Source organism: Herbivorax alkaliphila (genome assembly GCF_030848475.1).
GTDB lineage: Bacteria > Bacillota > Clostridia > Acetivibrionales > Acetivibrionaceae > Herbivorax.
Map to the genome: position 1 here is coordinate 51,383 of NZ_JAVDDS010000005.1, position 23,001 is coordinate 74,383.

Annotated in this window: 17 protein-coding genes; all 17 read right to left on the reverse strand. The window is 31.3% G+C overall.

Translation table 11 applies throughout. From position 1 onward, the window contains the following. Window positions 1-12 precede the first annotated feature (12 nt). The 17 genes from RBH29_RS02815 to RBH29_RS02895 all read right to left on the reverse strand — a co-directional run bounded on the left by RBH29_RS02815 (window position 13) and on the right by RBH29_RS02895 (window position 22,941). Window positions 13-2,487, reverse strand: a complete 2,475-nt coding sequence (locus RBH29_RS02815; protein WP_306694997.1) for an MFS transporter — start codon at window positions 2,485-2,487, stop codon at window positions 13-15. Window positions 2,488-2,582: 95 nt separating this feature from the next. Continuing rightward, window positions 2,583-3,794 carry an ABC transporter substrate-binding protein gene (locus tag RBH29_RS02820; RefSeq protein ID WP_306694999.1) on the reverse strand — a complete coding sequence of 404 codons (1,212 nt, stop codon included), beginning with the start codon at window positions 3,792-3,794 and terminating at the stop codon, window positions 2,583-2,585. 67 nt (window positions 3,795-3,861) lie between these two features. Then, window positions 3,862-4,998, reverse strand: coding sequence for an alanine racemase (gene alr / locus RBH29_RS02825; protein WP_306695000.1), 1,137 nt, complete (start codon window positions 4,996-4,998; stop codon window positions 3,862-3,864). Between the two features lie 105 nt (window positions 4,999-5,103). Beyond that, a complete protein-coding gene (locus RBH29_RS02830; protein ID WP_306695001.1) occupies window positions 5,104-6,234 on the reverse strand; it encodes a phage tail protein in 1,131 nt (376 codons plus the stop codon). Window positions 6,235-6,282: 48 nt separating this feature from the next. Then, window positions 6,283-8,481, reverse strand: coding sequence for a baseplate J/gp47 family protein (locus RBH29_RS02835; RefSeq protein WP_306695002.1), 2,199 nt, complete (start codon window positions 8,479-8,481; stop codon window positions 6,283-6,285). Window positions 8,482-8,496: 15 nt separating this feature from the next. Next, complete coding sequence (locus RBH29_RS02840; protein ID WP_306695003.1) at window positions 8,497-11,493, reverse strand: baseplate J/gp47 family protein; 2,997 nt, start codon at window positions 11,491-11,493, stop codon at window positions 8,497-8,499. A 37-nt stretch (window positions 11,494-11,530) separates the two neighbouring features. Further along, window positions 11,531-11,941 (reverse strand): GPW/gp25 family protein, encoded by a 411-nt coding sequence (locus RBH29_RS02845; protein ID WP_306695004.1) that lies wholly within the window; start codon window positions 11,939-11,941, stop codon window positions 11,531-11,533. A gap of 14 nt (window positions 11,942-11,955) precedes the next feature. Beyond that, the gene (locus RBH29_RS02850) at window positions 11,956-12,726 is read right to left on the reverse strand and encodes a phage baseplate assembly protein V (RefSeq protein WP_306695005.1); all 771 of its coding nucleotides are present in this window, start codon (window positions 12,724-12,726) and stop codon (window positions 11,956-11,958) included. Continuing rightward, the gene (locus RBH29_RS02855) at window positions 12,723-13,826 is read right to left on the reverse strand and encodes a phage late control D family protein (RefSeq protein ID WP_306695007.1); all 1,104 of its coding nucleotides are present in this window, start codon (window positions 13,824-13,826) and stop codon (window positions 12,723-12,725) included. Before RBH29_RS02855 ends, RBH29_RS02850 begins: the two co-directional genes overlap by 4 nt. A 64-nt stretch (window positions 13,827-13,890) precedes the next feature. Further along, the gene (locus RBH29_RS02860; protein WP_306695009.1) at window positions 13,891-14,556 is read right to left on the reverse strand and encodes a CIS tube protein; all 666 of its coding nucleotides are present in this window, start codon (window positions 14,554-14,556) and stop codon (window positions 13,891-13,893) included. Between the two features lie 39 nt (window positions 14,557-14,595). Next, window positions 14,596-17,934 (reverse strand): hypothetical protein, encoded by a 3,339-nt coding sequence (locus RBH29_RS02865; RefSeq protein ID WP_306695011.1) that lies wholly within the window; start codon window positions 17,932-17,934, stop codon window positions 14,596-14,598. A 92-nt stretch (window positions 17,935-18,026) separates the two neighbouring features. Next, entirely contained in the window at window positions 18,027-18,620 is a 594-nt protein-coding gene (locus tag RBH29_RS02870) for a phage tail protein (protein WP_306695012.1), read from the reverse strand. Then, window positions 18,617-18,799, reverse strand: coding sequence for a DUF6760 family protein (locus tag RBH29_RS02875; protein ID WP_306695068.1), 183 nt, complete (start codon window positions 18,797-18,799; stop codon window positions 18,617-18,619). Before RBH29_RS02875 ends, RBH29_RS02870 begins: the two co-directional genes overlap by 4 nt. Next, window positions 18,796-19,167 (reverse strand): phage tail assembly protein, encoded by a 372-nt coding sequence (locus RBH29_RS02880; RefSeq protein ID WP_306695013.1) that lies wholly within the window; start codon window positions 19,165-19,167, stop codon window positions 18,796-18,798. Before RBH29_RS02880 ends, RBH29_RS02875 begins: the two co-directional genes overlap by 4 nt. A 136-nt stretch (window positions 19,168-19,303) precedes the next feature. After that, complete coding sequence (locus RBH29_RS02885) at window positions 19,304-19,726, reverse strand: phage tail protein (RefSeq protein WP_306695015.1); 423 nt, start codon at window positions 19,724-19,726, stop codon at window positions 19,304-19,306. 48 nt (window positions 19,727-19,774) lie between these two features. Next, on the reverse strand, window positions 19,775-21,499 hold the full coding sequence (locus RBH29_RS02890; RefSeq protein ID WP_306695016.1) for a phage tail sheath family protein: 1,725 nt from the start codon (window positions 21,497-21,499) through the stop codon (window positions 19,775-19,777). Between the two features lie 443 nt (window positions 21,500-21,942). After that, a complete protein-coding gene (locus RBH29_RS02895; protein ID WP_306695017.1) occupies window positions 21,943-22,941 on the reverse strand; it encodes a hypothetical protein in 999 nt (332 codons plus the stop codon). Window positions 22,942-23,001: the final 60 nt, after the last annotated feature.

A 23,001-nucleotide genomic window follows, 5' to 3' on the forward strand; every position in this document is an offset into this window, starting at 1 on the left:
TTATTTTTTTACTTACGCTTCCCTGCTTTCCTCTTTATTGACTTTACTAGTTTTACCATGTGTGAAAACTGCAAACATTAGAATACAAAATATCAAAACGATTCCCATATAGGCTATTACCATAGTAGGATTAAATGAGGCCATAAGCATCCCTATAAAAACTGGTGCTAAGACGGTTGCAAACTTCTCATAAGTGCAATAAATGCTTATCATTTTTGTCTCACCAATTTCTCTGGACTTATCTATTGATATAAGATAAGCTTCCCTTACAGCATCTACAAAGGTACTTCCTAACCCTATTGCAGCTATAGATATAGCTACAATTAAAACACTTCCACCTGTGAGATACAATAAAAATGAAGCACCAATTATCATGTTTCCACAAATCAAAAATATTTTATTGTTGTTAATTTTATCAGAAATTTTTGCAACTAGTGGTGTCATAAGGCTTATGATGCCAAATATCGACATTAGCCTTCCTATATTCCCTTGGGAAATATTTATAGAATTCATATATAGAGGGAAAAAGAACTGATACACTCCTACAAGACAAATCTGCAACGGTATGCTGGACAAGAAAAGACAAAGTGCTATATTTCTGTCTTTAAATATTACAAATAGATCTATTAAACTCTCTTTAAAATTTCTAGTGTCATCAATATCATCCACAGGTCTTTTTTTGTCTTTAACATAATGGTAAACAATAATTGCAAAAGCTATTCCAGTTGCCACAGAAAGCATCAATCCCACCCTGTAACCAAATTTACTTACAATTACACTACTTATTGGTAGGGCACAAATACTTGCAGCAGCATATCCTGCAGACCAATTTCCAAAACCTGTGGCTCTGTATTTCTCTCTTGTGTTTTGAATGATAAAATCTATAGAGTTTATTATTGTTCCTCCATATCCTATGCCAGCTAAAAACCTGAATACAATTAACATTGGAACATTAACTGACAGTGCAGAGAATAATGATCCAATTATCGAAATACTTATACAAGCATAAAACATGTTCTTTACAGATATTTTCTTAGATATAAACCCTACAACAGGAATAATTATTGTTACACCAACCATATAAGCAGATATAGGAAGACTAACTATAGCCTCTTGGGACAATCCTAACAGATTTACAGGATTTTCACTATAGAGATTTTTGGTGAATAACGGTAGGAAAGACATTGAAAACAAGTCTCCTAAAAAGAAGGTAAATGCAGCAAGCCTTATTATTTTAAATCCACTGTCATCATCAAATTCTTTTTCATCACTACCATCAATAAGAGCCCTTTTCCTTCTAGCTATCAAGGTAAGGAACATAAGCATTTCAAAAGCAAAAAGCAGTGATACAAGTATAATAGTTACCGAGTCCTGAAGCATATCGCTAAGCTGGCTCTCCTGTAATTTCAAATCTGGAATATACACCAAATAACCTTTTAAAATTCCATCACTATCTCTTATTTCATTGATATACTCCTTGAACTCATCTTTTATTTTGAAAAAATCACTTTGCCTGTCTTCTTCCAGTAAATTTCCTTCCACAATACTTCGGCTGCCTTTGTAATCTGCCCTATATAGTATTTCTCCTTCCTTATCTGTAACAAATACATCTTTACATTCCTTAAAGTCAGCAATGCTTATTCCCAACACATTCTCCATGTTTTTTAAGCTATCTATAGATAACCCTAAATCCATAAGGGTTTCAATATTTTCTTTCATATTCCATGATAACGATGAAATTTTTGACTCTATAACTTCTGTATAGGCAGATTTGAAATAGTTGTAATTGAGATAGGTATAATATGATTGAGCTATCAAAAGAACAGCTAAAATAGCCAGTATCTTTTTTCTTTCAATGTTAAAAAACCTTTTTAAATTATTATCTTTTTCAGAACTAAAATTATCTATCAAAGTAAGAAATACAACTATAAGGCAGGCTGCCCCAATTAAAATCCACACAAAATATACTAGGTTATTAAGAAGTATTTCTACAATTCTTTCAGTAATAATGTTTTTATTAAATTGAGAGATTAAGAATCCAACCAAGTTATCATCATTATGAAGCAGAGGAACTACAATATAGTAATGGTTTTTATATTCTATAATGTTATACTGATTGTCTTTATAAATATCTAGGTTATCCACATGTCCAATATCAAGAATTGTAGATTCAGCTTCTTGTTGAGTCGCTCCAAGTACCCTTCCTTCAACAGAAGTTACAAACATATTACTTAAATTTTCTTTTCGATAAAGCCCTCTTTTAAGAATGTCTTCTAAACCAGTAAACCTGTCTATAGGTCTTCCTAGATTTATACCTCTTTCTATCTCTTCTTTAATCTCACCTGTAACCACTTGAAACTCAGAAATCAATGACTCTCTGTAAACATCATCAAAAGAAGCAATAGCAAGAAACAGCGTCAAGAGTTGAGATACTACTAAAATAATAATTGCTCCTTTAATCATGCTTACGTTTCGAAATTTATTCAAGTTTTCCCCTCCTAAAAAATGTTTTGGAAGTATTGGCCTGTTCTAAGGGACAAAATCCCGACGATTTAAAAAGAAAAATTATGCAAACTAAGTCCTTAATAGTATATTTCATCAGTACTCAATAATAAGTCAACAGGAACATCATAATTAAGAGATTTTGCAGTTTTAAGATTTACAGAAATCCTCGGATTGTGTTCAAATAATTGATTCAATTCTCTTGGTTTATAACCATGCAGTATCATTTCAACTTTCTTTGCATTGTAAATCCCAGCTGACGTTAATTCTTCCATGGAAACACCGTATAGCACTCCATTTTCAACGTACATAGACCCCATCATGACAAAAGATGGAATTTTATGATTGTTAAGTATTTTTAGTATGTTGGGCAGATTATTTATATTAACGCCTGCACTAGGATTTAAATATATAGCATCGATATGAGGGCTTAACTCTTTTAACGCCTTTAAAAACATATCATCAGCTTCAGGCACTTCCTCTTCAATGAGGTATTTTGTAAAGCCTACCATATCAAAGCCTCTTTCCTGGGATACTTTTTCAACATCTCTTAACGCAGCATAACTTCTTCCCTCAACTGTATCTGTATAAAGAACACCCAATCTTTCAAATCCAACAATATCATGAAAAAGTCTGACCTGTCTTAAATATACACTTGGGTCACACATAACAGTTAAGAAATCTTTTCCTGAGTCTTCATACGACTTGCTTATGCCAGCTCCAACAGGGTCTGAAATACCATCTCCAAGAACAGGAATAGGAAAATCCCCTATTTTAGATATGTACCGTGTTGAAGATGTACCAAGACTGATAATTAAATCAATATTATCAGAATTTTTAATGCTTGAAAATTCTGATGACTTCATTCTTTCTGTATCCCATTCCATGTCAAAAAACAAATCTACGGAAAACTCAACATAGTCACTATATGAAATACTGTTTAACTCCTCTAAAAAAGAAAGCATGCTGTCTGCTTCTTTAGGCAAATCTACATCATTGAGCCATCCTATTTCTTTGAGTCCCTCCAGCATATTTGAGAAATAATCTATATAGGCATAGTACTCTCCACTTTGTACAACAGCAATCTTAAATTTTTTGTCTCCTTCTTTTAATATAGGCCCTAAGTTTTTATTATTCATTTCATCTATTATAAAATCTGCACTAAGATAGTTGGTATTATCTCCTCTAGATTCAATTAGAAAAAATTCTTCATTGTATTTTGACAACTGTAAAACTGATATTAAAAAAATAATTGATGCTAAAGCCAACCTGAGTATAATTCTTTTATTCATACAACCCACTCCTTTCCGCTATACATGGTGTTCTTTTAAAAAAGTTTTAAGACTTTTTTAAATCAATCTATTCTTTATAAATCTTCTTAGTTCCATTCCCTAAAAAACAAATGCTATCGCAACGAGTTACGCCAATATTAATTCGTTGTGATATTTCTTTAGGGGTAATGGATTCAAAGAATTGTTTTCCAAATATAACAACTTCATCACCAACTTTGGCATCTTTAATCTCAGTTATATCTGCAATTAAGGATCCCATTCTTGCTTTACCAAAAACAGGTGCTCTTTTACCTCTAATCAAAACATCTAAATGGTCAGAAAACAGTAAAAACGGGGCATTATAATAGCCAATTGAAACTGTGGCAAAAGTCTTCTCAGAACAAATATAATCTTTGCAGTTATATCCAAACATTTTTCCCTGCCTAAAATCATTGATGCTGTTAATTCTTGCTTTAAGCTCCATTGCCTGTGAAAACTCATGCTCTGTATCTATAAAAGGAAGTGATAAGCCATACATTAATGTCCCTACTCTTACCATGTCATAATGACTCTCTGGATAAGCTAAGATTGCTGGACTATTTGCAACATGTACTATTGGAATGTTTATTTGCATTTTTTTTATCTCTGAAAGCAAATTATTAAGCAATTCAAGTTGTTTGTATACCAGACTTTTTTTATTATCATAAGCTGACACTAAATGGGTAAAAATTCCTTCGATTTCTAGGTTCTCAAGTTCGTTAACTCTTCTTATAAAATCCACACACTTTTCTACATCCACTCCACTACTTTCATAACCTGTATTAACTTTTATATGTATTTTTTGCTTTATACCCTTTAGTTTCGCTTCCCTGTTAAGATTTTCTGCAAAATATATTGAGAACACAGAAGGTATAAGTTCATACTGGATTATTTGGGGTATTTGCTCAGAAAATATATTCTCTAAAATTAAAACAGGCAAGCCTGTCCCTATTCTTCTCAATTTTAATCCTTCTTCTAGATTAGATACTGCAAGTGCATCAGCTAAACCTTCATTAGAAATTATCTGTGAAATTCTCTCCATTCCATGTCCATATGCATCAGACTTTATTACTGCCATAACCTTTGTATCATTACTAACTTTTTCTCTTATTTTTATTAGATTATTTCTTATTACATCAATATCGATTTCCGTCCAGCAAAAACCATAGTCATTTGATTCTATCACAAAATCACTCCTAATATTTTCAACTTACGAAATATCTTGATTTATGAAAGCAACCTATTTCAAATATTAAATATTTTTCAATTAATCAAAATTCTGATACTATTTTTATCCACCAAGCATTGTGTTAAATGTAAGAGTGGAATATCCATCCAGTTTAAGTTTAGTCGGTCTTTCTAAATAGCTGTTTATTCCCAGATAGGAATAATTCCCCAGATGTATCAAAGGTTTTAAAACTACTAAGTTTGCTTGGGTATGTGCAGGTTTTACACTGTCAATTATCTTTTTTAATTCAGAGTATTCCTTTCTGCCAGGTACATGTTGCTCTTTAACAATAACAGTAAAAATATATGGACTATCGCTGTAAAGCCGTTTCATTAATTTATCTTTTTCAATATCATTAAACTTTTTTATCTGGAAATGTTCTATGATATAAGGCTTCTCTGTGGTGTATAACTCTACATGTTTTTCTATACTCTCCTTAGTACCCTTTGTTTTGTATGATTTTACAGATGTTTTTATAAGAGCTTTTAACTTATGAGCATCCCATATATGAACATCATCAATCCCAACCCAGTCTGCTAAAAAATTCAAAAACTCTCCATAAACACATTCAGGGTCAAAATAATTTGATATATTGTCAATTTTTTCTTCCATATCAAGATACAAAGATTGAAATATTCCGAGAAATCTCTCAAGAAATTCACTACTATCATTTTCTTGCTGGTATATTTCAGGAAGATACTGAACAAATGACTGAACATCATAATATGCCCTTATTTTTCTGATTATAGGAGATTTTTTCTGACTACTAGTCAATTCAATCTTAATCCATAAATACCTTCCCTTTGCATTGTTTATTAATACATCCTTTGCATTATTAAAAGATACAATATCTAAAACTTCAAAAAGTTCCATTTTCTCTTTATCTTTTATAGAGTCATCCAATAGCCAATCATCAATGTCTATAAGTTTGTCCTTAAAAAATATCGTCTTTTTCTCATTTACATAACACGATAGCTTTATAAAATCATTTTGGGGTATATAACCATCAACAAGTATTCTATACCAAGACATCCCCTTTTCTCTGCTGTCTATAGATGTCCAGATAAAGGTCCCTCTAGTTCTTCCTTCTGCTAGCTCTAAAGATCCATCAGACATAATTTTTATATTTTGGCTAAAACTATTTCTTAAATCATTATATCCATTTAAGGAAAAGAATTTTGTGTCTTGTCCCATCTAATGTCACTACCTTCCTATAAGTACTTTATCTTTATAAGTTTTTCTTTACTCTTTAACAAATACATCATAACTTTTAAGGTATACAAGCCCATTAGGAGGAATAATAATATCTCCGTTTATATTTCTCTCCACGCCTTTTCCCTGGGCATTTAATGTAAGACTTACTATATAATCAACACATTCTTGTCCTTCAATTATTTCGTATATTTCTGCATACTGTACAGTGCTGCCAAATTCCCATCCTCTGTTGTCACCATTGTCTGAAACACCAAAAAATTTGAAAATAACACTTTTAATATCCCTCATTGCATTTTTATAATGTGACTTTGAGGCTATTTCACCATAAACTTCAATGCCTATATATTCAGGAGACATAATACGTACCTCAGTAGTAATAAGCCTATACTTATCCACTTGTTTTTTTATGTTTTTTATGTATATATCACTAAGGCATGGTCTTTCATATTCACTAAAGGGTTTTACAACAAGTCCGATACAATTGCTAGCTTCTCCAGCTGCTTCATAAGAATGGCTAGACTTAAAATTTGCAATAGCCTTTGCTTTTTGAATCATTAGTCCAGGAGTGTTCATTACTATATCCTCGTAATCTTCAAGGGTTATCGCACGCCCTGAACTGCCTAAATCTTTTCTGAACCTTTCTATTGCATCTTCTATTGTCTCTTTATCTGTCCCATTTAAAGCGTGGTCACCGTTTGACAAATTTATATTTAAAAAAGCTCTATTCTCCAAAAATTCCTCTGCATAAAAACTATTTATTTCCCCTTTTTTTACGTTACCTTTGCTGCCTTGACAGGTAGAACATGAAATTATCAAAATGTTGTCAGTCCCTGAGGGTGGAATACTGCCTTTTTCATTATTGCCAAACATTATCTTTCCCTCTTTTGAATTTAGAATATAGTGTTTGGCATTTGCCTTTGATGAATCAAGATCATCTGTCCTTTCCCAGTCTTCCCAGACCATCTCACCATTATCTGATACTTTACCAACCTGTAACATAAGATTTTTTTCCATTATTGATTTAGCACCTATTTCAAATTCCTGATCAGGATATCCTGTACTTCCACCTAAAATTTTATTTGTCAATAAATTATCATCTCTTAATATTACCCGTATATTAGAACTCCCTTTATCGGGGACATTTTCACAAAATGATTTATCAAAAATAAGCTGTTTTACATTTTCTTTAGTTTCAATACAATAGACATTTTTTAAAAGATGCTGTCCACTTGTACCTTTTTTATCATCCCAAAACCTCCAAAAACCTTTATCATCCCATACCTGAATATCTATGCTGCCATACAATGAAAGATATGAGTCAATGGAGTAAACCTGTCTGCTCCCTCCATTTCCATTAAAAGTTAACACCTCGCTTAATGTGTTTTGTTGCACTGTTTTATATGCGTTTAGATTAAGTGATTTAATTCTTGGAGCAACATCGTAATTATTTTTTTCAAGGGTACATCTTATCCAATAAAAGTTTTCATCATCTGCTTTATCTTTAGCCATTTCTTGCTCTGGAAAAAACAACATATAGCCCGTATTCAAAAAGGAATATGTCTCATCTTTTATTATTTTTAATGGCTTCCATCCATCTTTTGTGAAATACTCCCACTTCAATAAGGCTAAAGGAGTAAAAGCACAATCATCTATTGTGTTTCGTTTTACAAAATAATTATTATAAATATCTACAAACATGGATATTTTCGACTTTACTTTAAGAGGCTTCTCAAATGCTATATATAGTTTAGAACCTGTTTTTGGTGTTTTCCCAAAGATAAACCCAAGTGACTGGTTAGAGTATGTAACATTTGAAATATCCACTTTATCAGAATTATTTTCCGATATTATCTTTTTTATTTTATTATCTACTAAGTTTACAGTGTCCAGTATCTCAAAAACTACATCATTCGCCTGAAGCTTTGTACCTTTAGGTAACACTGTATCCTTAACAATATTTCTAAAAAACACATCCGAAGTGGCAGGAACAGTCTTTCTAGGTGCAAAACCTAATAGTTTTAAAAACTTTAAATTATTTTTATCTCCCACCTGGTTTATATAATACTGCTGCATTTCCTTGAGCCAGGAAAACAACTGTAGCAACGTAATACCTGGATCATGATAGTTTTGGTCAGTCCATTGGGGTGACACCCTAGGTATTTTTTTTATCATACCTTCTAATATTTCTTTATAGTTTTGATTATCTAAATTAGGTAATGGCAGCACTTGATTTCCACCTTTCTATAAGACTTCAACTTCAACCTCATGTTTTCCGCTTATTATTACTGCAAAAGGTATATTATGAATCTCGTCAATATTCCATTCTTTTTTGCCTTTTTCGCAATTTTTACTAGCTGTTATAAACATTTTATCAATTATATTGACTTTTTTTATTGTTTTTAAATAGGTATATATTTGAGTTCTATTTGGCAGGTTGCCTATATCCCATCCTTTTTTGCTAAAATTACCATTTATCGGATTAAGAAATTGCTCAAGCTTTTCATATACTTCACGCTGCACCTCAAATACATAATTAATACTTTCTACCTTTATCCATACTTTTATAGAAAATTCAATGAAATCAGGTTCAATTATATTAAATTTAAAGGGCATCAAAGTTTCCATAGTTTTACCTTTAAAATATGCTTCAATTTTTTCTCTTTCATATGCAAAATAAGTCTCACTTTGCCTGTAATTTCTTTGTAGAAGCACTAAAGTAACACAGCCAGCTTCTTTTTTACCCATTTTATTTATATTGGAAAAACATTTTGCCCTGATTACATTTCTTGAGGCTTCCATAGCAAGAGCCTCATAATCACCTGTGGTTACAGCTCTCCCTCTGTGCTTTAAAATGTCCTTTCCACGCCTTGTAGACTTTTTTATTGTCTCTCTGTCGTAGCCTCCATAAGAGGGTACTGGATTAAATATCTCATTTACAAAGCGTAAGCCTTCTATAGATCTTGTAATCTCACATGCATCTAAATTTCCAACTTCGCCTCCACCTGTACCATACTTTATTTTTATGCTCTCAGTTTCCTGTGACGGAGGGATTTTTCCCCGTATTCCATCCCCAAAGAACACTTTACCTTCATTTCTATCTATTATATAATGTCTGTCATATTCGTTTGAATTTATAAAGCTATCAACTTCTCTCCACATAACCCAGATTTCTTGAATACTTCCCACTTCATCCCAAATTATTTCAGTAGATAAATCTTTTTGATACTCAATCTGTGCTTCACTTAAAAAATCCTTTTCATTTACCCACACCTCGTGTCGTTGTACTTTTTTATGTGAAAGCTGACACATTTTATTAGCTTCTTGTAAATCTATAAAAAACATCTCTTCTGGCACTGTCTCCACATTCATAATTCTAGTAGAATTTAAATATATTCCTTCAATCTGAGGAAGTAAGCTTTCTAAATATGCATCATACTGCTTGTCTATATTAACAGCCCTAATCCAATATCTTTCTTTTCCAAATAAATTGCATTTTTTTAAGCCTTTAGGTCCTGCAAAAGCAATTATCCCACTTTGTTCAAAGTTTTCTGTATTATCAACTACTTTTAAGTCTTTCCAGCATTCTTTTTCTCCCAAGTCAGAATAATACTCCCATCTTAAAGAAGGAAGAGGATTTTTACTTTTATTTTTTAAATTAAAAAATATATTAATAGGTGAACCCTGAAGGTTTTTATCAAAACCTACGTACATTGACGGTTCTCTATCTTCTGGAATGTTAAATATTTCTATACTTTGATTTGAAGTGGTAATAGAACCTGTAACATCACTGATTTTAGTGTTATCCATTGCAAATATTTTTTCTGGATTAAGTCCTTTGTCAGTATACTTGTAATTAAAAGATACATCCTCTATCCATGGTGATATATAATAACCATTTGTTTTAAAACTATTTCCTACAGATATAAGTCTTACTCTTATCCAGTAATTATAAAAGGCATTTACCCATACAGGCTCAATGTCAGAAGGACAGGTAAAATTTATTGTTATTTCTCCTTCTTCACAACTTCCAAACACAGAGTCATATTTTTCATCTATAAACAGCCTTGCCCAACCCGCTCCGTTCCAATATTCCCAAACAACTTTATCTGCTGTTATATTATATTCCTCAGGTTTTTTAAACTTGGACTTTTTCATAATCATTTTCCAGTTAATATCTGTATCAGGTGATACTACATCAAGCTTATGCTTATTAAACTTTAGCTTAAAATTAATTTTTACGTTAGAGGCTTTTTTAGAAAGTGCCTCCTGACAAGAAATATAACAATCATTGTAAACTGAAAACTCATCTCCAAAAGGATAAAATCCACTGATATCCTTTTCTATATCCTGTGAAAAAACTTTTTCAGGCTTTATGTCCGTGTTTTCTGTTTTTAAAAAGATACTGTCTATAGGAGTTTGTGAAATGCCATGTACATCCCTAGCTTCACAACCTATCCAGCAGCTTTTATACTCTTCAAATTCTTCGTTTTCTATGTGATGGTCATCATCTTTCATAAGAATGATTTTATCATCATTTTTAATTACTTCACTAAATTCAAACCATTTTCCATTACTCCTATAAACCCACCTTGTATATCTGTCATCTGTAAGGTTATAAAGAGTTTTATCCTTGTTTTCTTCATCCTCAGGAAACTGTATAGTAAGTTCAACTAAGGCCTTATTTTTTAGTTTTAAAACATCATCATGGCAAAAGTAAATTGCATGTTTTTGAAGATTCTTATAATTATTAAAATCAAAAAAACTTACAGATTTACCCTCCTCTTCATCACTATATGCCCTTATAATTTTGTCTTTAATTCTGCTCAAAAAATAGATATCTTTAATTTGTGAGGGAGTAACATAAACTTCATTTTGAGTTTCAAATACAATCTTATCAGAATCATCATTTGTTTGGGATAGAAGACCGGTATTTTTTTTGACAAATATCCCTTCGCTAATAGCTGAACTTAGCTTAAAAGTAACAATTCCCTGTGCAGATATAGACGGCAAGAGCTTTATGTCAATCAAATTCAAAAAAGATATATAGTTTTTATATGGTACCTGATTAATCCGTGAGACTGTTTCTTCAAACATATCTGCAAACAGCAATGCAAGAGCTGACCCAACATCAGGATTATCAGTGTCAAATCTCCACTCAGGGGTATAATGCTTTGAAACCTCTTTAATATATTTAATTATGTCATCCTTTGTTCTTTTATCTATATTAGGTATATTCAACTTGAAAACTACCCCCTCTTTTTTTGCGAATGTATTTTTACCCTATTCCCTCATTAATGTAGAATGGATAAACAAGATTATACGGGTTGTTAGTTGCTCTAACAACGTAGCTTATATTGATTAACAGTTTATGGGCATCCCCATCGTCTTTTGTTAACTCAACTAATATCTCGCTTATTCTTGGTTCCCACTGCACCAATGCATTTTTCACTTCTGTCTCCATAAGTTTTAATGTTGTATAGTCATTGGTATCAAACAAATACTTCTGAATATCGCATCCAAAATCTGGCATCATAACCCGTTCTCCTTTCCGGGTCATTAGTATTATGTAGATGGCTTCCTTTATGTCCTCTTCGTATTCTGAAGTTTTTATTCTTCCAGTCTTTTTGTCTACCCTAATAGGAAATTTCCAACCCCGACCTAAAAATCCTTTGACCTCATTTTCCAAAACAAGCCACCTCCTTAGTTTATCTTTACTACGGCACCTTTTATATTTGCAGCTCCATCAGATTTAACATTTAAATTTGATGAAGCTTTAATATTTAACATTCCTGCTTCTATACTCATACTCTGAGTCTTAAGTTTGATAGACTGGCTTCCATCTATCTGTATATTATTGCTTTTTAACTTAACACTTCCTGAATCACCGTCAATTTGCATATTAGATGACCCAGATTCGACAACCACTTTGCTTTTCCCCTTTACTGTCACAGTTCCTTTCTTTGTATCTATCTCCATTAAATTGCTTCCATCTTTATCTTTTAATAAAATGTTGTTTTTTTCATCATCCATCCTCATCTGAAAATCTCCTGGCGTATGAATATCAATATATTCCTTCCCCTTTTCATCATTAAAAACAATCTCATGTCCACCTTTGGTCTTTATTTTTTTTACATGATTGTCCTTGTTAAAAGTCTTGTCTGGAACTTTGTCTATATTATTCCAAAGGCATCCTATAACATAAGGTTTGTTAATGTTACCTTCGATAAATGCCACTAAAACTTCATCTCCTATTTCCGGTATAAAATAGGTTCCTCGATTCTTTCCTGCTGCTAATGTAGCAACTCTTATCCAGTCGGTTATATTTTTTTTAGGTTCCCTTGTTAAAAGCTCAACCTTTACCATTCCAGGGAATTTCTCGTTGTTGTTGTCTACAACAATACCTATCATAACCCCGTAGATAACATCTTTTTCATCTTTTACAGGTTCTAACAAAAGATCATATATACTCATAAATTATCAACTCCTACATCAAAGGAAGTTATAAAACCTCTACTTCCAATATTGTGTGTTACTTTTGCAATGTAATAATTTCCATTTATACCTTCACCCATTTTTGATAATTGAATAAATCTTCCAGGAACGATTTCTGGCAAGCCTATACATTTTCCTTTTCCACTGCCAAGATTTTCCCCAATCTTCTCCAGCTCAGCTTTTGCCCTGATATCTGCTTCCTTTTGTGATTTGATTGACTGATCCACAATTAGAGTCTTAACATCTTTTATGACACTTTCTCCTGACTTCCCAAGTTTGATTGTCTTTTTTGCCTTGCTTTCAAATATGTCCTTTTGAAGTTCATTGCTGCTTCTTACAATAACTTCAGAAACTTGTCCCATAAGACCTATTTCCCGTGAAAAACTAAGCAAATTTACTCCCCATTCCAAATTAATAACAGGCGGAGTAATCTTTTTAGGTTTTCTAAAATAAACTATTCCTTGAAAAACGAAAAATTCCCAGTTAAGCTCTTCTGCAGATTTTTTTATAAACTCATAATCACTTTTAGAACTTATTTCCACATAATCTTCTCTATCCGCTAGCTTATCTACCTTTATTTCATTATTTTTACATAGCACGGAATACTTTTTAATTAAAGCTTCAACAACTTTACCAACATTTTTTTCACTTGTGACTTGGGATAATCTGTTATTCATCATAGCACCTTTAACATCCATACACCTTATATGAATGGCCGGCACATCATCTGAAAAGTCTGCTGAGATTTCTGATATATATCCTTTGAAAACCTTAACTGTCTTTATATATCCAACCTGAACTTCTACAATTTTTCCCAAATCAAAATATTTATCCATTAATTCTTTTTTAAAACGTCTCGCCACTTTATCATATATGTTCAAAACCGAAAAAGAGCACGCACTAGCTTCATAACCTACCGTTAACTCTATATTTATATCATTAATTACAACCCGCTCTTTTTCCACAGGATCATTATTATTAATTAAAATTTTGAAAGTTGGAACGGAAAAATCCATATAGTGTTTTTTTAAATCCGAATATTTATATTTTTCACTACTCATCAAGTTTTTTTGTGTCATAAACTTAAAGTCCTTTCTTTATCTGTGTCTTATGCATCTTAATAAAATACCTGTAGGTTTTAAATCAGTTTATTGAAGGCAATTTAAAAACCATTCCAGACTTTACTTTTCTTGGATTCAATATCTTGTTTTCATTTGCAATAACTCTCCACATAGCAGGGTCGTCATACTCTTCATTAGATAGTGTCCAAAGCTGATCGCTTCCCTTTAGTATTCTTTGCTTGGTTCTATCCGGAGACTCTAAAGGCTTTTCTTTACTATTAGAACTCTCTTCAACAGTTACTTCTTTAAAAACCACTTTAAGCTTTGCCCTCACAGGCTTGCCATCACTCATAAACATAGTAAAATTTTGATCTGCACTTTCTAAGTATCCAGCAAAGTTTAGTGACCCCCACACAAAATGACATAACGGGGGTCTATGTGTTGTAGGCTCTACATTAAGAAGATCTGTAATTTTATCTGTTTTTTCTCTTACATCTTCACATTTTGCATCTTTGTTTTCTTTTGACTCTAAAATATATTTTTTATAGGTATCAAAATGCAAATCCATATCAAGTTGCCTAACATTTCCTGCGTTAAACTGGGCTACATTTTCATTTGTTCCCGTTATTGGTGTGAAACCTATTTCATTTCCAGCGGATATAGTGTATTCGCTTGGATTAAAATGAACTTCTATTTCCTTTGTTTCATTATCTTTTTCATAGTAAATTTTCGCCTTGTCTAATCCCACTCTCTTCACCCTCTCTTTAAATTATTAAAAATATAGTAGTCAAAATATCCCCCTTCTTTTTCTTTCAAAATCCAGCTTTCGTTCTAATTTATCATAGACTTTCTCCATAATGCTATTAATGTCAATGTCAATTTTTTTAGATTTACTGCTATCTAAGCTCTGAATATTTTCTTTTATTTGCTCATTCTTCTGAACCTGTTTCAAACTGTCTTTTTTGTGTTCATTTAAATTTGTATTCTCATTCTTCTCTTTTTCATTTGCCTTAAGCACCATATTAGGGTAGTTTTTTTTATAATTTTCATCCTGTCCTTTTTTGTCAGCATGTCCATGTTCTTTAATATCTAGTTTGTCAGAATGCTTTATTATTGACAATGTACTTTCACTGTTAATAAGATCAGTTGTATTTATGTGTCTGTCATATTTTTCAAATATTCCACCTAGGATTGTTTTTGTATTTACTTTCTTTGTTATTACAGTGTCTATTTCTTCAATTTCTTGTATGTTTTTTGCTAATAATTCAGTTTCACTTTTTTTATTTGCAAATATGCTTTTAAGTTCTTTGTGCAAAAATGTATTACCTATTTTCATAATACTATTAGCATAATCTGTTTCTTCCCCGTTCGAGAGGCTTTTTAGTTTAATGAATGTTAACTTATTTTTTTGTATGTTTAGCTTTTCATTTAATTTTGTAAATATATTATTTCTTTCCTTAACTTGTATAAGTTCATATTGTTTATCAATGTCATAAAATAATTTTTTATTCTCTTTTTTCTTTAAAATATCTATGTCACTTGTTATTTCGAAGTTTTTTTTGTTGACCACTGTGTCAAATATCCTGTGTATATTTCTTTCATTGTAATCTTCAATCTCTTTATTTAAATTGTGTGATTTTTTATCAACATCCACAAACTCTTCAAAAGGCATCTTATGACGCAGTACATCTTTTAACGAAAATACTTTATTGTCAACTGATTCATTAAAATTTATAAGTCTATTATGTGAGTTTGTTGTAAAAATACTGTTTAAGATTTTGTTTCCAGTTGCATTTATTCCAACCTTAAAAGCATTTACGTAATTATCCTTATACCAATTTTTCCACTGAGTCAATAAATATACTGTAATCTGTGACATATTACCAGCATTTTTTGAATGTTCTGTTTTCTTAATATTGTTATAATATTCTTTAGTTGCCTTTTCTTTGACTTTTGATTTTTCCTTAATTTTGAGCTTATCTATGTAATCATGACTTTCTCTATTTAAAATACTTTCATGTTGTATAACTTTTTTATCTAATACTCTTTCAAGACTTTTTTTTCTGTACACCTGTGGCTTTTGTTTTATATCCTTTTGAGATATATCACTGTTTTTTAAATTTTTGTGGACTTTAAACGGTTGATTGTCCAATAATTTTTTTAATATGCTCTGTTTTTTGTAATATAGCTTGCTGTTTTTATAATTATTGCTTTCATATTCTCTAAAGATATTTATATCTTTAGATTCTGTGTTATTTTTGATAGATTTGTTTTTTATAAATCTGTTTTTTATAATAAAGTTACATATTTTTTCTACAAGATAGCTGTTTGAATTCATTACTTTTTCAGTTATTAAACCACCCTTAACAAGTTCAAAAATACTCCTGTTTTCATCGCTAAATGTACTTGTAACTTCTTTTTTGTTATTTTTATTTAGCCTGTTTATTTCTACGTAAATAGATGATGTATTTTTATTGTTAAAACTTTTATAATCACTTTTCAATATTGAGCTGACAACTTTTTGGCCAATGTGTCTGCTTAAATCTAGCAACTTGTAATTTGTAATATCATCAATATAATGTAAACGAATATCTTTTGAATTTTGCTTTTTTAAATCACCGTTTATTTCACTTGTATCTGTTAATACGTTATGGTAATAATTAATTTTATTACCATAATATGTTTCTTTGTAATCTCTTATAACTTTTTCATTTAACCTTCCATCTTTTTCACCAATTTCGATTCTGTCGGTATCTTTTTTTGTTTTCTCAGATAATATGAACTTCTTAATGAATTGCATTGAATTTATATCTTTACATGCCTCTTTTGTGATGTTAAAAATTTCATTATTCCCATTAGATAGCACAAAATTTGTATGCTCGCTCCATTGATTTATAATATTTGAAAAGTCTTTAAAATCTGAGTATATAGTATTGTTTATAAAATCATTTTTTTTACTATAATATTTATTAGAGTCATCGGTATTTGATATAAAATTTTTATTAAAATCTACTTTATTAAAAACCCTTTCAGCTTCATCATTAAATATGTTGGCATACTCTTCATTAAAAACTCTTTTACCTTCATCATTAAATATGTTAGCATACTCTTCTATATTGCTTTTATCAATTTTGTTCATATTAAATGACGCTGTACTTTTATAATTATTTTTGAATATTGATTTGAATATTTTCCCAACAGTATATCCGCTTAAATTCACTGGCTTTTCAGTTGAATTAACGCTATTAATTAATGTTATGTCATTTAATTTTTTAAAATTACCATCAAAAAAACAATTATTTTTTTGATAAATGCCATTATGTTTAAAATTGTTTTCTTCCAGCGTATAATATTCAAAAACATTACTTGGGTTATTAGTTTCTGTTGACCAGTTATTGTATTTTTTATTCTTATTGTATCTATTGTTAAGTATACTTGTAAAACTATCTTGACTGGAAATTTCATTTTTTATGTTAAATACTTCATTATTGTATTTTTCTTTGTCCTTATATTCATTTAATAAAAAAACACTTTTAAAGATTTTAGAAATTTCATGTGTACTGTTTAACATTTTCTCATTAAAATTATAACTACATTCTCTAAATAAAAAATGTCCATTTTCAGCCTTATTAGCTATTTGATTATTTATACCATCTGAAGCTATATGTTTTTGATTATACTTTTTTTTATTTTTTCTTTTTACTGAGTCTACTTGAACTTTTGAATCTTTTTTACTCTCCACTTCAGGCTTGCTAAAATTGCGTTTTTTTTCATGGTTTAAAACATACTTTTTGTATATTACACTATTGTTTTTTAAAAAATTCATTGCCTGATTTTCAAAATTTTTATGTGCATGGTTAAAAGATAAGCCTGAATATTCCAAATAATGCATGCTGGCTTTAATAATTTTTTGGATGTTTTTTTTATGGAAGGCAGTATTAACAGTATTAGATATATTATTATAATTTTCTGTATTTAATTGCAAAAAAAGATTGTATATATTATTATAATTTTGCAAATTGCTAATACTGCCATAAGCATCCTGATTGTCTAAGTTGTAATCCTTATGCAAAATTAGCTGGACACCCTTCCAATTATCGCCACTTCCATATAAATAGTCTTTCATAATTTTAAGAGAAAATCCAGCATCTATTAAATTTATATTTATATTTAAGGGTTTAATGTTTGTTCACTCACTTTCTTAGTATGTTTCTAGGTTTAAACAAACAAAGCATCATTTAACATCTGATTTCCTTCTTTAGCAAGTCTTACTGCTGAAGACACAAGAATACCTTTAGCCAAACTAGGTATTTCTGGATTAAGTCCGCAGTGAACTATTTCAAAACTCTCAACCATTACATCATTGCTCAAAGAATCAAGATCAGAAGCATTCCATCTAACAGGTAATAAAGGTGCATCTATAGTTATTATTCTCATACACCGTAAATCACTGCTCATAACCAAAATTGTACCTGCCGTATCACTGGCAACTCCTAATTGAAATGCCTTTAATATCTTCTTTGAATCAAAAAGACCTATCCCCTTTTCAAATACAATTTTTTTTTCACTGGCTTTAGCTCTAGGAAGAACATGACAGTGGGAGTTTACTCCGCCTTCCACAATTGTGTCATATTCTATGTCTGACTCAAGTCCTGTTATTTTAGAAAAACTAAACAGAGCTTTACCAAAAAGCACTATAAAATAATTACCTGAAACGGGATATCTGTTAAGTAGCAAAGACCGAGCTTTTCTCGCTACATTTTTAGCTGATAAATCTATGTCTATAATAAACACCTCCAGAAAGTATATCAAAATCCCTCAAATATATTTTTAGGAGAATCATTTAACTGGCTGTTTATCCTAGATATCTCCTCGCACCAGCGTTTTCTTTCTCTGTGATCCATTGCCATAATATCGTCATGGTTCCAGTGAAAATAATAGGCAATAAATGCTACCTCTTTGTAAAGCTTTTCAGCTGGGTAGACACTTATTCCCCCGCCTCCAAAAAATTTACAGGAGCCTCGTAATTATGACCGCACTTTGGGCAAGCTGTTTTGTATGATGGATTCTCCATCTGGTTTATTCTCTGATATAAGTCCTGTAGATAAGCAAGATCTGTGGTAAAAAGCTTCTCAACAGTTTTAGTATCAATTCCTTTTATATCTCCCAATTTATCAATAACCCTTGAAAGAAGAATAATGGTTAAATATCCAGGATTAGACTGGACTCTTGGATCTTTCATAGGAAGAATTTCATCTGCTGCAGTAGCAAGCCTCATTACACCTTTTTTGTGTAAATTTCCATTTTCATCAATGTAACCTTTAGGAAGCTCAAAATTATACTCTGTTTGAAATGCCATAAATTTCCCCTCCGTTTTTTAATAATAAAATAGCCAAAACTTTTATCTCTTTCCAAGTGTTTGGCTCAGGCAAAAAACAGATTTACATCTGTTTTCTGCCTCCCACCAAAAAAATAATTTTTATTATAGTTATAAGCTATTCTGTTCTGCTCAATCCCTCATGAGCAATTTCCAGTGACTCCATTGCAACTTCCGAACCCATACCATTAAAGTCTGGAGCTGTATACTTTACCGGCCATGCATTTATTAGCTGCCAAGAAGCTTTAGACTCTCCTTCATCGTCCAGCACAGTTATTGTAACAGTTTTCCTTTCAATATTTCCATCAGTAATACCTTGAAGCCATTCATAAAGCACCATAGAATCGGTAACACCCCATTTAAGAGTTATGTTACCATATTTAGTTAATCCCGGGAGCTTCACAGGTGTAGGGACTGGTGCATCCCCCTCTCTATATTCAACAACATCTACAGAGGCATCAAATCCTGTGACTTCGCTAAAACCTGCCTCATCTATACCATCTATCTCCAGTCTGAATCTAAAATTTTTATAAGGATTCATAGCAAACTCTCTCCTTTCAACTTAGCATCAAAATAATTGAGCTTTTTATTACTGCTGCTCATTTACTTTCTGAGTAATTCTAAAGATTACGAATTCAGCAGGTTTTACTGGTGCTACTCCTATTACACAAATCAATCTTCCATTATCAATATCGTCCTGAGTCATGGTATTTCTTCCAATATCCACAAAAAAAGCTTCATCAGAACTACTTCCTGCTAATGCCCCATTCCTCCACAAATTAGTAAGGAATACATCTATAGTACGCTTCACTCTTACCCAGAGAAGTTCATCATTAGGTTCAAATACAGCCCAGTTAGTATTTGCTTTAATTGACTCTTCAAGGAATATAAACAATCTCCTTACGTTTATATATTTCCAATTAGAGTTTGAAGAACATGTTCTAGCCCCCCACACTCTTATTCCCTGACCAACAAAGCTTCTTATTATATTAACGCCTTTAGGATTTAATATATCCTGCTCTCCTTTATTGTAAGTACAATCTAACCCTACGCACCCACGTATAACTTCGTTTGCAGGAGCCTTTTGAACTCCTCTTTCCTGATCTGACCTTGCATAAATACCAGCTATTGAACCTGACGGAGGTATATATGTATTCTTTTTATCCAGCATGTCATATACTTCCAGCCACGGATGATACATTGCAACATAATCACTATCAAACATGTTTCTGTGATTTATAACATCATCAACTTTTTTGCTGTCTTTTGGAATATCTAAAATAGCAAATCTACTGGCTAAATTTTCACAATGAGCAACCAATGTCAGTTGAACATTTGGATCAGTTATTCCAGGAATGGCCATTATACTTACTTCACCATTATCAATAAAAGATTGAATACCGGTTCTTTTTCCAGGTCCATTGTCCTCACCCATAAAATCAGAAGCTTTTACCTTTGCAGCTGTCCCATTACTTCCTCCAATAAGGGAAATAATATATGAATCATCTGATTCACCAGCTACCATTTGGTATGGTGCAACTATTTCCTCCGTTTTTTCCGCTGCCAACTTTATCTCAATTAAGTCTGATTTTGATATCTTTTTTTCAATAAAGTTTGGTGCTTGAACGTTAAATGAAACATTTTCATATTCTTCAACTACATCATCATATTTTACTTCCATATTGAATTCACATGTCGAAATTGTTTTTGATGGTAATAAGTCCTTATCCACTACATCACCCTGAAAGTCCTCCTGGAATTGCAGTACATTATCCTGTACTTTTACCACCTTATTGTATACTTTGCTGCTGCCGTCATTAAATACAACTACATCGCCTTCTAAAAATCCTACTGAACTTTTGACAAGATATTTTGTTCCAGCACCACTGTCTTCCTCTATTCCCATTATTTGAGTCTTTGCCTTTGACGACGGTGTAATAACAATTTTCACCTTATTTGCCCATGCACCAGGATTTTTAGCCAAAACCTTAAGACATGAGTCTTGTGGGTTAGTCGCTACTTTTGAATCCTTTGGTGCAACTCTCATTACAAAGCATCTTGCCCCTCCGTTTAAAAAGAAATGCTCTACAGATGAAGCCAAAAAACGGTATTCTCCAAATTCACTTTCTGATAGATAACCACCAAACTTTCTCTTAAAGTCTGATATGTTAGTTACAAGCACTGGGTTACCTTCTAAAGACCCTCTTTCTGCAAGACCAATAAAGCCAGCTGTGCTTGTACTAACGCCTTCCATTGGCCTTCCACCAGATTCAAATTCTTCAACATACACACCTGGAGATAAATACTCTGCCATAATTGCCCGATTTCAAATCGAATAGTCGTACAAGAAACATCATATTCTATCCGTCTGAAACCAGATGCCTCCCTTCAGTTTTTAATTTTTAACAACTAGATACATTGCTTTTTGATAATAATATACATTACTTGGTTATGTATATTATTTATGAAAATTACAGAAAAACTTTTTACAGAAAAACTTTTGTATCATTTTACAGAAAAACTTTTGTATCATTTAATATCGAACATTAATAGCAATAACTTAATAAAATATTAAAAGTTTTAAAATATTTTATTACTTGCTAGACAAACCAAAGCTTAAGGCATTGCACAAAAGATAAGTTTTAATTTACAATGTTTACATAATTACCTTGTCATTATAAATAGTGACTCTATTTATCTTTCTACAAATATATATAATTCCCTTCTTTATTTTAAGGTTTTTTATTGGTAAAAATGTTATTCACTATCTATTTCTTGTGGCTGGAGTTCTTTTTCTTTTTCTTTTTCTTCTTCATCTTCATCTATTTTTTTCATTATAATTAAGAGTTCTTCTATTAATAAATCCTTAGCTTCAAATTTATTTAATGTGTTACAAACCTTTTGAACCATCACCTTTTTTATCTGCTCTTTTTTTTCTACCGTTTTTTGATAACCATCTATTTTCTTTGTAAAACTGTCCTTTAATAAATTCAGTATTTCCTTGCCCTCTGAAAGACTTTCTATGTCAAGACTTTTTAAATATGTATCTGCCTCAATAACCCTTTGACTGTCACAAATAAGCTCAACTCTTTTGTTAAGTTCCTCAATAATTTTTTGTTCCTTTTCACTTGAGAAAAAGCATAGTAACTTTTCATATGTAGTTCCAATATTATTTTTTATAGCTTTTTTTATATCTTTTTCTAGTTGACCTGGTTTATTTAAATCTTTTGAAACTAAAGCTATTGAACTATCTTTTTTATCTTTTGACAAAAAAGTCTCTTCTTCTATTCCAACTTTTTTTGATCTCTCCCCATCTACCCTTTTCATATATCCTTCATTAACAGTTTGATCTTTAGTATTCTTTAATGAAGAAACTAAAGTTACTTCATTATCTTTATTTATTCCACCTTCAATTTCTCCGTTTGTCATAGAAATTTCCATCATTTTCTCAGGTTCTTCTCCTTCTCTTTTTTGCTTAATGGTGGGATTATAGCTTTTTAGTTTTTTTTCCTTAATTAAATCAATATCTTTGATATGTTCTGGCTTTGGTATGTTTTCTGCTTTTTGTGATTTATCAACGTCTTCTTCTGTATCTCTTTCTAAAACTGTTGATAAAATTTGAGTTGCAGCTAGGTTTCCTGCATTTTTTTGAAACTTTAAAATGTCATGCTCCTCATTCTGCTTAGAAGACTTTTTAGATATTTTATTTTGAACACCTTTTGCTTTTCTTTCAATACCGCTTTTTTTTGAATACATAACACTTGCCACTCCTTTATTAGAGTAGATGAATTTAGAACAGCTTATGCAAAATTGCCC

Coding starts and splice junctions, on each gene's coding strand:
- RBH29_RS02820 (WP_306694999.1), bottom strand. CDS start 3,794: ATGAATAAAAGAATTATACTCAGGTTGGCTTTAGCATCAATTATTTTT.
- RBH29_RS02830 (WP_306695001.1), bottom strand. CDS start 6,234: ATGGGACAAGACACAAAATTCTTTTCCTTAAATGGATATAATGATTTA.
- RBH29_RS02850 (WP_306695005.1), bottom strand. CDS start 12,726: ATGAGTATATATGATCTTTTGTTAGAACCTGTAAAAGATGAAAAAGAT.
- RBH29_RS02855 (WP_306695007.1), bottom strand. CDS start 13,826: ATGACACAAAAAAACTTGATGAGTAGTGAAAAATATAAATATTCGGAT.
- RBH29_RS02865 (WP_306695011.1), bottom strand. CDS start 17,934: ATGAAAGACTATTTATATGGAAGTGGCGATAATTGGAAGGGTGTCCAG.
- RBH29_RS02880 (WP_306695013.1), bottom strand. CDS start 19,167: ATGGCATTTCAAACAGAGTATAATTTTGAGCTTCCTAAAGGTTACATT.
- RBH29_RS02885 (WP_306695015.1), bottom strand. CDS start 19,726: ATGAATCCTTATAAAAATTTTAGATTCAGACTGGAGATAGATGGTATA.
- RBH29_RS02890 (WP_306695016.1), bottom strand. CDS start 21,499: ATGGCAGAGTATTTATCTCCAGGTGTGTATGTTGAAGAATTTGAATCT.
- RBH29_RS02895 (WP_306695017.1), bottom strand. CDS start 22,941: ATGTATTCAAAAAAAAGCGGTATTGAAAGAAAAGCAAAAGGTGTTCAA.